Annotated in this window: 14 protein-coding genes; 4 read left to right on the top strand and 10 right to left on the bottom strand. The window is 64.5% G+C overall.

Annotation, left to right across the window (positions count from 1 at the left end; genetic code table 11):
• Window positions 1-6: 6 nt before the first annotated feature.
• Genes X744_RS155325 through X744_RS155365 form a run of 9 tightly spaced genes read right to left on the bottom strand, consistent with a single transcriptional unit; the run spans window position 7 to window position 7,567 of the window.
• Window positions 7-759 carry a general secretion pathway protein GspJ gene (locus tag X744_RS155325; RefSeq protein WP_023759610.1) on the bottom strand — a complete coding sequence of 251 codons (753 nt, stop codon included), beginning with the start codon at window positions 757-759 and terminating at the stop codon, window positions 7-9.
• Window positions 756-1,115, bottom strand: a complete 360-nt coding sequence (locus X744_RS155330) for a prepilin-type N-terminal cleavage/methylation domain-containing protein (protein ID WP_023759609.1) — start codon at window positions 1,113-1,115, stop codon at window positions 756-758. Before X744_RS155330 ends, X744_RS155325 begins: the two co-directional genes overlap by 4 nt.
• Entirely contained in the window at window positions 1,112-1,585 is a 474-nt protein-coding gene (locus X744_RS155335; protein WP_023759608.1) for a prepilin-type N-terminal cleavage/methylation domain-containing protein, read from the bottom strand. The genes X744_RS155330 and X744_RS155335 overlap by 4 nt, the downstream gene beginning before the upstream one ends.
• Window positions 1,582-2,799: a type II secretion system F family protein gene (locus X744_RS155340; protein ID WP_023759607.1), complete on the bottom strand. Its 1,218-nt coding sequence runs from the start codon at window positions 2,797-2,799 to the stop codon at window positions 1,582-1,584. The genes X744_RS155335 and X744_RS155340 overlap by 4 nt, the downstream gene beginning before the upstream one ends.
• Window positions 2,799-4,439, bottom strand: a complete 1,641-nt coding sequence (locus X744_RS155345; RefSeq protein WP_023759606.1) for a GspE/PulE family protein — start codon at window positions 4,437-4,439, stop codon at window positions 2,799-2,801. Before X744_RS155345 ends, X744_RS155340 begins: the two co-directional genes overlap by 1 nt.
• Window positions 4,436-5,356, bottom strand: a complete 921-nt coding sequence (locus X744_RS155350) for a hypothetical protein (RefSeq protein ID WP_023759605.1) — start codon at window positions 5,354-5,356, stop codon at window positions 4,436-4,438. The genes X744_RS155345 and X744_RS155350 overlap by 4 nt, the downstream gene beginning before the upstream one ends.
• Window positions 5,353-5,919, bottom strand: coding sequence for a hypothetical protein (locus X744_RS155355; RefSeq protein ID WP_023759604.1), 567 nt, complete (start codon window positions 5,917-5,919; stop codon window positions 5,353-5,355). Before X744_RS155355 ends, X744_RS155350 begins: the two co-directional genes overlap by 4 nt.
• Window positions 5,916-6,515 carry a type II secretion system protein GspM gene (gspM, locus tag X744_RS155360; RefSeq protein WP_023759603.1) on the bottom strand — a complete coding sequence of 200 codons (600 nt, stop codon included), beginning with the start codon at window positions 6,513-6,515 and terminating at the stop codon, window positions 5,916-5,918. The genes X744_RS155355 and gspM overlap by 4 nt, the downstream gene beginning before the upstream one ends.
• Window positions 6,516-6,517: 2 nt before the next feature.
• The gene (locus X744_RS155365; protein WP_023759602.1) at window positions 6,518-7,567 is read right to left on the bottom strand and encodes a PilN domain-containing protein; all 1,050 of its coding nucleotides are present in this window, start codon (window positions 7,565-7,567) and stop codon (window positions 6,518-6,520) included.
• Between the two features lie 576 nt (window positions 7,568-8,143).
• Between X744_RS155365 and X744_RS155370 the strand changes: the two genes are divergently transcribed.
• The gene (locus X744_RS155370) at window positions 8,144-8,746 is read left to right on the top strand and encodes an ANTAR domain-containing response regulator (RefSeq protein WP_023759600.1); all 603 of its coding nucleotides are present in this window, start codon (window positions 8,144-8,146) and stop codon (window positions 8,744-8,746) included.
• Window positions 8,747-8,748: 2 nt separating this feature from the next.
• Window positions 8,749-9,987: a CmpA/NrtA family ABC transporter substrate-binding protein gene (locus X744_RS155375; RefSeq protein WP_031260277.1), complete on the top strand. Its 1,239-nt coding sequence runs from the start codon at window positions 8,749-8,751 to the stop codon at window positions 9,985-9,987.
• A 244-nt stretch (window positions 9,988-10,231) separates the two neighbouring features.
• Here X744_RS155375 and X744_RS1000000176005 read toward each other — a convergent pair whose 3' ends face one another.
• Window positions 10,232-10,360, bottom strand: a complete 129-nt coding sequence (locus tag X744_RS1000000176005; protein ID WP_023759598.1) for a hypothetical protein — start codon at window positions 10,358-10,360, stop codon at window positions 10,232-10,234.
• Here X744_RS1000000176005 and X744_RS155380 point away from each other — a divergent pair.
• The gene (locus X744_RS155380; protein WP_023759597.1) at window positions 10,347-11,663 is read left to right on the top strand and encodes a CmpA/NrtA family ABC transporter substrate-binding protein; all 1,317 of its coding nucleotides are present in this window, start codon (window positions 10,347-10,349) and stop codon (window positions 11,661-11,663) included. The two genes, X744_RS1000000176005 and X744_RS155380, sit on opposite strands and share 14 nt — an antisense overlap.
• 127 nt (window positions 11,664-11,790) lie before the next feature.
• Window positions 11,791-12,681, top strand: coding sequence for a nitrate ABC transporter permease (gene ntrB, locus X744_RS155385; RefSeq protein WP_023759596.1), 891 nt, complete (start codon window positions 11,791-11,793; stop codon window positions 12,679-12,681).
• Window positions 12,682-12,688: the final 7 nt, after the last annotated feature.

Here is a 12,688-nt window from a genome sequence, read left to right as displayed (position 1 = left end):
TCTTCTCTATGGTCGGCGCTGTGTTTCGGGGCGCTGTGTTTCGTTCATGCCCGGCAGCTGCCGGGCATTGGCCAGATCGAGGCGAGCAAAACCGCTCGCCGAAAAGGCGGCACCATCGCGCTGAACCGACACGGTGAACCGCACTGCGGCGGGCAGGCGCCGCGGCGCATTCCAGTTCGACAACCATGATGAACCAGCCGTCGAACCGTCGAGATATTCGAATCTTATGGCGTTCACACCGCCGAGCAGCCGCACCGGCTGGCTCTGCGTCGACGCGCCGGGTCCGCTGCCGCGCCGTGTTTTCTGGACAATGGCCAGTGCACTTCCGCCAAGCGAAACTGCAATTTCGCGCAGCGCGGAGGATTTGAAGCCGATCGCCTGAACGGCGTTGAACTCGATCCGGGAACCATCGCCGTCGAGATAAAGCACCTGGTCCGGCGACGACTTCGACAAGGGCAAGGGCTCGGCATGGCTGATCGCCGTTTCCAGAAACCGCGATGCGGAATCGACCTCCATCTGGAACTCGGTCGCCTTTTCGATGCGCAGCATGGTTCGAGCCTGGCCGAGGAAGACCATCATCAGCGATGTGATCACGCCGATCAGGGCCAGCCCGACCAACACGTCGGTCAGCGCAAATCCCTCGACTGATGCCGATGGTCCCCTTGATGATCTGGCGTCGGGCAGGGGGATGCCTGAACGGCGCTCCGGCCGGCAGACGGCGCGGATTTTCGAGTGAGCGCGGGAAAACAGGCCGCTCATTGAGCACCGGGCTCCTGCACCGGCACGAAGGTTAGAAACGGCTTGCCTGGAAACGCTCCGCCCGTCTTTTCTATGAGCACAGCCGTCACCTTGGCCTTCGACATTTCTATCGTGTACGTCTTCAGGGTCCAGCCGTTTGGCGCCGTGGTTTGTGTCCGGGCTTCGTAGTCGGCCAGCATCACACGCACCGTCCTGGCGGCTTCGACCTGGCGCTTGGCCGCGGCGATGCTGCGGCTCGCCAGAACGATCGACTGGCTGGCGATGCCAAGCACAAGCGCCAGGATGGTCATGGCGACGATCATCTCCAGGATCGAAAATCCGTCTTCGGAGGTCGGTTGAGACGATGGCGCCGTCATGGCAGCGCGCGCCAGGTTGAAAGCCCGGTCAGCCAGTTGACCGCGATGCGCGCGGTCCGCCCTTTTTGCAGCAGCGAGATGTCCATGCCGGAAGCGCTGCCATCGGGAAGGAAGGTCAGGACTGTCTGCCGGTCGGCGATGACGGTCTCCTGGCCGGTGGTCACGGTCATTTTGACATCGTCCGGCAGCGTGAGCGTGTTCTGTTCGCCGAACCGGAAGGTGCGGGTGCCGAGATCGACGAGAACCTGCCTGGGCCTGGCGGCGGCGATCGCCGATGTGCGCGACAGGCGCAGCCGCATGGTGATCTCGCCGGCCAGTGTCTCCAGGTTCCTGGTGCGATAGTTGCTGACCAGCCCCGGTGCAGCGATGGCCGCGACGAGGGCCATGATCGCCAGCACGACCAGCATCTCGACCAGAGTAAATCCGGCCGTTGCGTGCGCCGGCGCGCCGGCTCTCGACGCAGCTGTCATTGCAGTGCCAGATCGTTGATGCTGAGGATCGTGGTCATCACCGAAATGACCAGGCTGCCGACGAGGAAGCCGAGCGAAATCGTCAAAGCCGGGGTCAGCAGCTTCAGCACAGTGTCGATCCGGCGCGTCAGCGTCAGCTGGAGCATTTTCGCGGCCCGATCCAGGACCACGGGAAGGGCATTCGCCTCTTCGCCGAGCGAGACCAGCGACATCGTCGCATTGTCGAAAATCCCTGCCTTGACGATCGCGCCATGCAGGCGGGCGCCGTTGGCGACGGTTTCTTCGATCGCCGCAAAGCTTGCCGCCAGCGAACTCTGCCTGGAAACATTGGCGGCCAGGCCGAGCGCCTCGGTCATCGCCACGCCATTGCCGAGCAGCAGCGCAAGCGTTTCCAGATAGCGCGCGATCACGGCATCCCTGACCAGCGCGCCGATCAGCGGGATCTTCAACAGCCAATGCGAGAGGCGTTTTCTCGCACCGGTGGATCGGGACAGAAAAAGCCAGGTAAGCAGGCCGAGGACCGCCGCCAGCGGGAAGACGAACGGATAGTCGCGGAACACCGTGCCGAATGCAGAAAGCATGGTCATGGTGAACGGCTTGGGAGCAGATGAGCCTTCGAAAATCGGTTCCAGCGCCGGTACCAGGACCGTCGCCAGAATGACCAGCGCCCCGCTCATCACCAGCAGCAGGAAGGCAGGATAGGCCAGAGCCTCGATAATTGCCGCACGGCGTTTGGCCGTTGCCTCATAGGTGTCCGCCAGCCGCTGGCATATATAGGCCATCTTGCCGCTGCGCTCGCCGCTGGCGAGCAGGGCGGCAACGTCGGAGGTGATACCCGGCAGCCCGGCAAAGGCCTCGGCGATCGGCCGGCCGCCGGTTGTGAGATCGAGCACCGATTGCAGCTGTTGACGCCGCTGACCGTTGGCCTCGCCCGAAATGACCGCATGCAGGGCGCGGTCGACGGTGAACCCGGCATTCAGAAGCACCGAAAGCTCGGAAAACAGACGGCCGAGATCGACCTTGCGGGTCAACGTCAGCGCGCTGCGCCCGGGCAGGCGAAGCTGCTGCTTGTCGCCGCTCACAGGCGCAAGGTGAAAGGAACGGCGGCCCTGCTGCGCCAGTTTGCGCGCCGCATCTTGCTTGGTCGACGCATCGAGAATGCCGGTCTCGGTGCTGCCGTCGACGAGATAGGCGCGATAGGCGAAGGCCGGCATCAGCCCCCTCCCGCGAGATCGATGACACGCCGGACTTCGTCCATCGTGGTGACCTGCGATCGGGCAAGGGCGGTTGCGTGGACCGACATCGGCACGAGGTCGTCCTCGGCGGCAATTTTCCCGATCTCCATTTCGCCGGCGCCCTGGTCAATAAGCTCGGCGATGCGCGGCGATACCTGCAGCATTTCGTAGGTCACTGTGCGCCCGCTGTAGCCGGAGCCGTTGCAGGTGCGGCAGGCCGGGCCGGTTTGGTCGGCGCCGTGGCAGGTCGGGCAGACACGGCGCAACAGCCTCTGTGCGATGACGCCCCGGATCGTCGCGCCGAGCAGATAGCCGTCGATGCCCATGTCGCGAAGCCGCGTCAGCGCGCCCGCGGCACTGTTGGTGTGAAGTGTCGAGAACACCAGATGGCCGGTGAGCGCCGCCTGGACCGCGACCTGCGCCGTCTCGCGATCGCGAATTTCACCGAGCAGGATGATGTCGGGGTCCTGCCGCAAGATCGAACGCAGGGCGGCGGCAAAGTCGAGGTCGATCGCCGGATTGACCTGCAACTGGGTGATGCCCGCCATGCGATATTCGACCGGATCCTCGACCGTGAAGATCTTGACGTCCGGCCGCGAACGCTCGGCGAGGATCGAATAGAGTGTCGTCGTCTTGCCGCTGCCGGTCGGCCCGGTGATCAGCACGATGCCGTTGGCGGCTTGCGACATGGAGCGGATCTTGCCTTGCGCGACACCGTCGAAACCCAGTTTCTCCAATTTCAATTCGACGCCGGCACGGTCAAGAATTCGAAGTACGATGGCTTCGCCGTGAATCGACGGAATGACCGAGACGCGCAGGTCGACGTCGCGGCCGCGCACGGCGATGCGCATGCGTCCATCCTGCGGCAGGCGCCGCTCGGCAATGTTGAGGCGCGACAGGATTTTGATGCGGGTGGAGATGCCGGACAGCATCGCAATCGATGCGGTATCGACGGTCGACAGCATGCCGTCATGCCGGAAGCGGATGCGGACGTGATCCTCGAGCGGCTCGATGTGGATGTCGGTGGCCCTTGCATCGACAGCCTTGTGGATGGTCTCGGCGACGAAGCGGACGATCGGCGCCTCACGGGCAAAATCCTTCAATCGTTCGAGGTCGTCGGGGCCGAAATCCAGGAATTCGCCACCGCCGCCGCCATTTGAAACGGCCTCCAGAGCCGATTGCTCGATGCGATCGATGCATTCGGTGATAGTGCGCCTCGGCAAGATGCGTAGCGCCAGTGTCCGCTCATAGTGAAAGGCAAGCGCGTCGATCATTGCCGACGAGAAGGGATCGGCGACGGCGACAACTAGCCGCTCGCCATCCATTTGCAGCGGCAGGATCGCGTTTGCACGCAGGTAGACCAACGGCACGCTTGCCAGCATTTCGGGGCTGATCTGTTCGGGAATCTCGACCGTCGGTGCCTGGAGGTAGCGGCTGAGGCTGTTGGCAAGCTCCTGCTCGCCGATCAGTCCGAGTTCGGTCATCACCGTATCGAATGGGTGTCCTGATGTTCGCGATGCTCCCAATGCGCGCTGGGCCGCGTGCGCAGTCAGCACCTTCTCGCCTTCGAGAAAGGCCAGAAACGCCTCGGTCCCCTGGGGCTGGACGGGGGCGTTCATGAGCTCCACCCCTGCAGGAGCTGTGCGGCCTCGCTGCCGAAAAGCACCTCGCAGCCGGCACTGCCGGCGCCTGCCGGCAATGTGCCGGCGTCACGCGCAGGGCTTCGCGAGACGCGCCGGAACGCCGTGTCGCTCACCGGAGATTTCTCGATGATGAACTCGGCCTGACCCGTGATGCCGGATCCGTCGCGTCTGACGGCCACGTCGACCGTGTAGGCCGATGCCTCGGCAGCCTGAACAAGCGCGGCGCTGGAACCAGTGGCAAGGGCCGCGCGAAGACGGTTCGGTGCACGATCGGCGCTGATCGTGCCGCGCTTCGAGTTGACCGTGAAGGCGGCATGGAGGGCCTGCAGGGGCACTGACGCAAGGGCAGCGAACTCCTGCAGTTCGGACACAGATTCGAACGGCGCCTGCTTGTCTTGCGGCGGCCCGACGGCGCTTCTTGGCCCGGGCTGGCCGGCAAACAGCTTGGCGTTGTCACGAAACCGGAGCGCGGCCTCGGCCAGCGCTTGCGACGCCTGCTGCTCGAAGCCAAGCGATGCGAAACCAAGCGCCAGCAAATTGTCGTCGGCGGCATTGAGATCGATCAGCCCGCCGTGATCCTGGACGCGCACATCGAAGCTGAACGCACCCGACCGGCACGCCGCCGGTGTGGAATCCAGCGCAAACGTCTTTGTCCCCGAGCCGCCGGTCAATTCGCTCGCAACAAGATTGCCCAAGCCCTCGGCAAGCAGCGACAGGCGCTCCTGTTCTACCTCGTTGTTGGCGATCATCAGCCGCGTTTTGGCCGTCACGGCGAAGGGCACGACGATTGCCGAGACGATCAGCATGAACACCAGCACGGCGACCAGCGAAAAGCCGCTACTTGGGCTTTCGTTGCCTGCGCTTGCGCCGTCGTGAGGTGTGCGGCCGCTCATAATTCCGGGACCGGGGGTGGCGGAGGGGGCGGTGGTGGTGGCGGGAGGTTCTCCCATGGCGGATAAAGCAGGATGTGGGCCACCTTGCCGTCACGCTCGAGCACGGCCTGATCCTTGTCGATCGCCGACACCTTCCAGCCATCGACGGTCTCGCCATTGCCATACCAGACAGCAGCATCGCTGCCCGCGACGCGCAGCAGCGCCTTTGCCGCTCCGCCGTTTCTGCTGATGCCCAGCAGCGATGGCGTAACGGCCGGTGCGGCTTCGGGCCGTGGAGCCGGCTGCTCGGCCGGTGCGACGGCGATTTCCACCGGCTGCGGCGGGACTGGCGGCGGCACGATTTTCCGGCGCGTCGGTGTGAACAGCGGACGCTGGAACGTCTCGCTGAAATCGCCGGCCTCAGGAAACTGCAGCGATCCCGCCGCTGATGCCAACGCGCCGTCATGCCCTTTCCCGGAGGCGACCGGCGTGATGTCCACCGGCGTGCCGTAGAGCACGACATTGACCAGGATGAGGCCCGCGATCATGGCCGCAATCGCCAGGCCGGTGACTTTCAGGGTCATGGCTTGACCCCACTGGCTGCCGATGCGCCTTGCGTTTGCAGCGGGCCGTAAAACAGGATCTCGGCAAAGATCTCGGGGTCGCCGCTGTGCCCGGCGGCCGGTCCGACATCGGTCGTGCGCACGGTGGCCTCGCGAATGAACAGCACCGGAAGCGACGTTTCGATGGCGAGAACGGCGTTGTGAATGCCCTCGAGCGGCCCCGAAAGGTTGGCCCGCAGCCCGATGAAATCGACGCCGGCTTCGCTGAGCACCGGTGCATTGCCGGCCGACAGCACGTTCACGCCATTGGCGGCGGCGATCGCGTTCAGGCGGGTCTGCAGCCCGCCGCGAATGATCGCTTCGCTCCCGCCGGTGAGAAATTCGGGATTTGCTGCCACTGCCGGACTGGCGGCGCTATCGAGGCGCTTGGCCAGTGCCGCCACGCTCTGCAACTGGCCGAGGAGCTCGCGCTTCTCCTCGATCCCGGCCTGTGCCGAGGCGACACTGTCGAGCGCCGCGAACACCACCCAGGCGAGGACGCCAGCCGATACCGCCGCGATGGCCAGCGCGATCAGGCGGCGAACCAGCGGGCTGGTGTTGAGGATGGCGAAGAGCATCGCTAGAGCGCTCCGATCTTTGCCGTAATGGTGAAGTGTTCGCCCTCCTGGCCGGGAACCTTGACCACGGGCGAGGCGAATTCGGGCGCCGAAAACAACGGCGAGGCGTCGAGCGGCTGGATCAGCTCGGCGGCGGAGGCCGAAAAGCCTGTGATGGTCAGGTCGTCGCCCTTGGCCGAAAGATCGGTCAGCCAGGTCGTGTCGGGAAGCAGGTGCGTCAGCTCGGCCCAGACACGGACCAGCGACGCCGTCGTCTTCTTTTCCTGGCGGATTCTTTCGATCTGCTCGATGCCGGCCTGGCGCTTCTGCAGCGAGGTGCGTGCCGCCTTGGCCTGCACCTGCGCATCGGCGATCTGCGCGTCCAGTTCGGCACCCGCCTGCCAGCTGCGCCAATGCGCGTGAGCAAAGGTGACCAGCATGGCTCCGGCCAGGATCGAACAGGCCGCGATCCCTATAGTTCTGCGGCTCCGGTCGCCAGCGCTCGGCGGCCAGACGGCGGCGAGGCTGAGCGGATCGGCCGGCAGCACGCTGTGCGGCTGCAACAGCGATAGGCAGCGGACCGATCCACCAGCCCGGCGGACCGCTTCGAGCACCGCAGCAAGTGTCTTCGCCTTGACGACATGGTAGAAGCAGTCCTGCTCGGCGTGCCTGGCAAAGACGACATGCACCTGCGCCGGATCGATCGGCGTCGAGGCCAGGAGGTCGAGCTCGGCCATGTCCCGAGCCTGGCGAAGCGGCAGCCGCCGCGCCGCCAGTTGCCGGGTCAGGAACAGCCCGGGCTCAATGCGGATATCGAAGGTCGGCCGCTTGCGCCGAGGCCCGCCCTGAAGAAGCGCCAGAACCTCGTCCGAAGCGGCGGTGAGCGCCAACGGGATTGATTGGAACTCCGGCGCATTGGCCTCGCGGGCGCGGATGCCGTCATCGGCCACGCTGACGATCCAGTCGCAGGTGGTGGCTTGCCTTTGTTTGGGCGCAAGCCGCGCCCGGACCCCTCGCAGCTCGTCGAGCCACCAGTCGAAAAAATCCAGAACCTGCGCGTTGAGTGTCGCCACAACCAGCCGCCCGCCAACCCGGCTGATTCTCGGCCGAGGTTTTCAAGATGAGATTACTACAAAAGCCGATTTGATGCGGATATTAGCGAAGGCGCGGTAGGCCGATTAGTCACAGCTTTTGTTGAGACCGAAGAACGACATAAAACCGCAGGCATTCCGATTTTTGGTCTTGAGCACCTCTGCTTTACTTCTCGGTCGGCCTGCCAAGCGGGTTCTCGTTCAGTCGATGGTCGAGCAACTGGTCGACTGAGAGGTATCGGAAGCCCCTTTCATTTCCCTGGTTCGGCATACAGGGTTGGAGGCATCAGGTGGAGGCGGTCCGCGTGGCGTTTGCGGCGATCCTCGGGTTCCTGACTGCCGTTTCGTCCAACAGTTCCGATTCCGGCAAGGCCGTGTCGAGGAGACTTGCGACGGCCAAGGAACTGCTCGCGCTTCGCCCGTGCGCATGACGACGGCGTTGGTGTCATAGGGCCTGCTGACTTCAGCCGCGCGGCATTAATCGCCGGTTTCAGCGAATGTCGGGATTGTTCGACCATACCGCATTGCACAATTCCTTCGCTTGGTCACAATGCAGGCATGGTCCGAACTTCTCTCGCCGTCCTGGTGATCGACGAAAACCGTATCCGCGCCGCGATCATCGAGGCGGGGCTGCGCGAGGCCGGGCATGAGCTGGTCACCGTCATCCATGACGTGAGCGGCATTGCGCGGCGGATCGCCGAGATCGAGCCTGACGTCATCGTCATCGATCTCGAAAATCCGAACCGCGACATGCTGGAAAACATGTTCCAGCTGTCGCGCGCGGTGAAGCGGCCGATCGCCATGTTCGTCGACCGTTCCGATCAGGCCTCGATCGAGGCGGCGGTCGACGCCGGCGTTTCGGCCTATGTCGTCGACGGGCTGCGGCAAGAGCGCGTGAAACCGATCCTCGACATGGCGGTGAGCCGCTTTAACGCTTTTTCGCGCATGGCGCGCGAACTGGAAGAAGTTCGCGGCGAACTCGAGAGCCGCAAGGTGATCGATCGCGCCAAGGGCATCCTGATGAAGTCGCGTGGCCTCTCCGAAGAGGCGGCCTACACGCTGCTGCGCAAGACGGCGATGAACCAGAACCGCAAGATCGGCGACATCGCCCAGAGCCTGGTGACTGCCGCCGGGCTGCTGGGACCGGCGGAGGACGAATGAGCATGGGCGCCGAGCACCAGATCACCGCCGGCTTCATGCCGCTTTTCGACAGCGCCGTGCTGGTCGCGGCCGGCGAGCTTGGCTTTGCCGCGCGCGAAGGCATCGAGCTTGCGCTGCATCGCGAGACGTCCTGGGCCAACATCCGCGACCGCATCGCCATCGGCCACTTCCATCTCGCGCATATGCTGGGACCGATGCCGCTCGCCTGCAATCTCGGGCTGACGCCGCTCGCTTCGGAGACCATCGTGCCGTTTTCGCTCGGGCTCGGCGGCAATTGCGTCACCATCTCCAACGCCGTCTGGGCCGGCATGGCGGCGCATGGCGCCGAACCCGATCTCGACCCGGCGCGTGCCGGTGCGGCACTTGGCGCGCTCATCCGCGAGCGTGCCGTGGCCGGTTACGACCCGTTGCGCTTCGCGGTTGTGCATCCGCATTCCGGGCACAATTACGAACTGCGCTACTGGCTCGCCGCCTGCGACATCGATCCAGAGCGGCAGATCGAGATCGTCATCGTGCCGCCGCCCTTCATGGCCGACGCGCTGGCCGCTGGGCGGATCGACGGCTATTGCGTCGGCGAACCCTGGAACAGCGCCTCGGTGGCTGCCGGCACGGGCCATATCGTCACCGTCAAGGCGCAGATATGGCGCAACAGCCCGGAGAAGGTGATCGGCGTGCGCAAGGCCTGGGCGGACGAGAATCCTGCGGCATTGGCGGCACTGCTGCGCGCGCTGCATCACTCGGCGCGCTGGTGCCAGGATCCGGCCAACCACGGTGAATTGGCCGCGGTGATGGCGCAGGCCGGTTTTCTCGGCCTGCCGCCGGCGGTCCAGATGCCGATCCTGACCGGTCATCTCCAATTGGGCGGCGGGGCCGATCGGACCATCGACGACTTCTTCCTGCCCTTCGACAAGGCGGCGAATTTTCCCTGGAAGAGCCATGCGCTGTGGTTCTACACGCAGATGGTGCGTTGGGGGCATGTGGCGCACACGCCGGAAAATCTCGCCATCGCCCGTGACTGCTACCGGCCCGATCTCTATCGTTCGGCGCTGAAGCCGCTTGGCGTAGCACTTCCCGGCGCCAATTCGAAGGTCGAGGGCGCGCTGAGAGTGGCAACCGCGGTCGGCGCGACAGGGGCCGGCCTGGTGCTCGGCCCGGACGGTTTCTTCGACGGCCAGATATTCGATCCCCTTGAGATCGACGCCTACATTGCCGGCCAGAAGTCGGCTCACACTAACGACTGATCATTTCCGCGCCACTCTTGTGCATTGCACAAAAGTTGTGCGTGCACCAGCGCTAATGAACAATCTTTGGCTTGCTCGCCCGGCGGGCCGGCGCGCCGACGATTGTGGCATCTCATTGATATCATTGATATTTGTCATCCATTCCGAAACTGGCATGGTTCCTGCTTTGTAATAAGCAGACTCTTCTCGGGGTCACGGAACAGGCGTCCAATGGCGGGCGCTACAGGCAAAGCTGCCGCTCAGGTCAACACGCGATCCCGGATGGACGGACGCGCGCGGCCTGGCCGGCGGCTTTCTTGTTTTGATCGAACACGCAATCGACGGCGCTGATCCCAAGCAGTGCCCAACGGGAGACGATGATGACGAAACGCATCAAGACTGAAGCCCCTCTCGAGGGAATGACTCGCCGCAATTTCCTGATGGCAAGTGCTGCCACCGCGGCAACCCTGGCGGCCGCGCGTGCGCTGCTGCCCTCCGGCGCCCATGCCGCAACTGCCGCTCCGGAAGTCACAGGCGCCAAGCTCGGCTTCATCGCGCTGACCGATGCGGCTCCGCTGATGATCGCCAAGGAGAAAGGGTTGTTCGCCAAGTTCGGCATGCCCGATGTCGAGGTGCTCAAACAGGCCTCCTGGGGCGCGACACGTGACAATCTGATGCTCGGCGGCGCGGCCAACGGCATCGACGGCGCTCACATCCTGACGCCGCTGCCTTATCTCATGCACACCGGCAAGGTGACGCAGAACAACCAGCCGATGCCGATGGCGATCGTGGCGCGGCTCAACTACGACTGCCAGGGCATTTCGGTCGCCCAGGAATATGCCGGCACCGGTGTCGGCCTCGATGCCTCGAAGCTGAAGGACGCCTTCGCCGCCAAAAAGGCGGCCGGCAAAGAAATCAAGGCCGCCATGACCTTCCCGGGCGGCACGCATGATTTGTGGCTGCGCTACTGGCTCGCCGCCGGCGGCATCGATCCCGACAAGGACGTCTCGACCATCGTCGTGCCGCCGCCGCAGATGGTGGCCAACATGAAGGTCGGCAACATGGACGTGTTCTGTGTCGGCGAGCCATGGAACGAGCAACTCGTCCACCAGGGCGTCGGCTTCACCGCTGCCACGACAGGCGAATTGTGGAAGGGGCATCCGGAAAAGGCGCTCGGCCTGCGCGCCGAATTCATCGAGAAGTACCCGAACGCCACCAAGGCGATCCTGATGGCCGTGATGGAAGCCCAGCAATGGTGCGAGGCCAGCGAGAACAAGGACGAGATGGCCGCCATCATCGGCAAGCGGCAATGGATGAACGTGCCCGTCGCCGATATCATCGGCCGCCTCAAGGGCGACATCAACTACGGCAACGGCCGCGTCGCCAACGGCACCGATCTCTACATGAAGTTCTGGAAAGGCGGCGTCTCCTATCCGTTCAAGAGCCACGATACGTGGTTCCTCGCCGAGAACATCCGCTGGGGCAAATTCGCGCCGTCCACCGATCTCAAGGCGCTGGTCGACCAGGTCAACCGCGAGGATCTGTGGCGCGAGGCGGCCAAGGACCTTGGCGTCGCGGCAGCCGACATCCCGGCGTCGTCGTCGCGCGGCGTCGAGACCTTCTTCGACGGCAAGATCTTCGATCCGGCCAACCCGTCCGCCTATCTCGACAGCCTGAAGATCAAGGCCTCGGCTTGACCGCCGCAAACGGCGCAGTGCGCCGTTTGTCGACCCCAAGCGCAGCGGCGCCGCTTGCGCCGTTGCCGCACGCAAGCGGCGCTCGCGCCGTTTGTCGCAAATCCCGACCACGGAGTTTTTCCCGGACATGTCGATCCAGACTATCGAGGACACAAAGGTGAAGGCGTTCCCCGCGAAACCGGCGGCGGTGATCGCTTTCACCGCCAAGACGCGGCGCCGCTTCGATCTGCTCGCCATCGCTGGCAAGCTGGCCAGGGCGCTGGTGCCGCCGGCCATCGTCATTGCCATCATGCTGGTCGTCTGGCAGATCGCCTGCTCGTCGCCGACATCAAGCCTGCCGCCGCCGAGTCAGGTGTGGAACGAGGCCTATGATTTGATCGCGCATCCGTTCTTCGACAATGGCCCGCAGGATATCGGGCTCGCCTGGCGCGTACTGATCTCGCTGCAGCGCGTTGCCATCGGCTTTGGCCTGGCGGCGATCGTCGGCGTGGCGCTCGGCGCGCTGGTCGGCCAGTCGATCTGGGCGATGCGCGGTCTCGACCCGGTGTTCCAGATCCTGCGTACCGTGCCGCCGCTGGCGTGGCTGCCGCTGTCGCTGGCCGCGTTTCGCGATTCCAGCCCGTCGGCGATCTTCGTCATCTTCATCACCTCGATCTGGCCGATCATCATCAACACCGCCGTCGGCGTACGCAACATCCCCGAGGATTACCGCAACGTCTCGCGCATCCTGCGGCTCAACCAGTTCGAGTTCTTCGTGAAAATCATGGTGCCGGCCGCCGCGCCCTACATCTTCACCGGCTTGAGGATCGGCATCGGCCTGTCCTGGCTCGCCATCGTCGCCGCCGAAATGCTGACCGGCGGCGTCGGCATCGGCTTCTTCATCTGGGACGCGTGGAACTCGTCGCGGCTGCCCGACATCATCGTCGCGCTCGCCTATATCGGCGTCACCGGTTTCTGCCTCGACCGTTTGGTCGCTGCGGTCGGCGCCTTCGTCACCCGTGGCACAACGGCAAAGTGAGGGGAGG

Source organism: Mesorhizobium sp. LNHC252B00 (assembly GCF_000502955.1).
In the GTDB taxonomy this organism is placed as follows: Bacteria; Pseudomonadota; Alphaproteobacteria; order Rhizobiales; family Rhizobiaceae; genus Mesorhizobium.
This window is presented reverse-complemented; position numbering and strand designations above follow the sequence as displayed.

Bases quoted from the DNA above. Each gene is read 5' to 3' on its own strand.
- X744_RS155375 (WP_031260277.1), top strand. From the start codon at position 8,749: ATGGGCGCCGAGCACCAGATCACCGCCGGCTTCATGCCGCTTTTCGAC.
- X744_RS155380 (WP_023759597.1), top strand. From the start codon at position 10,347: ATGACGAAACGCATCAAGACTGAAGCCCCTCTCGAGGGAATGACTCGC.
- X744_RS155350 (WP_023759605.1), bottom strand. From the start codon at position 5,356: ATGAGCGGCCGCACACCTCACGACGGCGCAAGCGCAGGCAACGAAAGC.
- X744_RS155335 (WP_023759608.1), bottom strand. From the start codon at position 1,585: ATGACAGCTGCGTCGAGAGCCGGCGCGCCGGCGCACGCAACGGCCGGA.
- X744_RS155340 (WP_023759607.1), bottom strand. From the start codon at position 2,799: ATGCCGGCCTTCGCCTATCGCGCCTATCTCGTCGACGGCAGCACCGAG.
- X744_RS1000000176005 (WP_023759598.1), bottom strand. From the start codon at position 10,360: ATGCGTTTCGTCATCATCGTCTCCCGTTGGGCACTGCTTGGGATCAGC.
- ntrB (WP_023759596.1), top strand. From the start codon at position 11,791: ATGTCGATCCAGACTATCGAGGACACAAAGGTGAAGGCGTTCCCCGCG.
- X744_RS155370 (WP_023759600.1), top strand. From the start codon at position 8,144: ATGGTCCGAACTTCTCTCGCCGTCCTGGTGATCGACGAAAACCGTATC.
- X744_RS155325 (WP_023759610.1), bottom strand. From the start codon at position 759: ATGAGCGGCCTGTTTTCCCGCGCTCACTCGAAAATCCGCGCCGTCTGC.
- X744_RS155330 (WP_023759609.1), bottom strand. From the start codon at position 1,115: ATGACGGCGCCATCGTCTCAACCGACCTCCGAAGACGGATTTTCGATC.
- X744_RS155345 (WP_023759606.1), bottom strand. From the start codon at position 4,439: ATGAACGCCCCCGTCCAGCCCCAGGGGACCGAGGCGTTTCTGGCCTTT.
- gspM (WP_023759603.1), bottom strand. From the start codon at position 6,515: ATGCTCTTCGCCATCCTCAACACCAGCCCGCTGGTTCGCCGCCTGATC.
- X744_RS155355 (WP_023759604.1), bottom strand. From the start codon at position 5,919: ATGACCCTGAAAGTCACCGGCCTGGCGATTGCGGCCATGATCGCGGGC.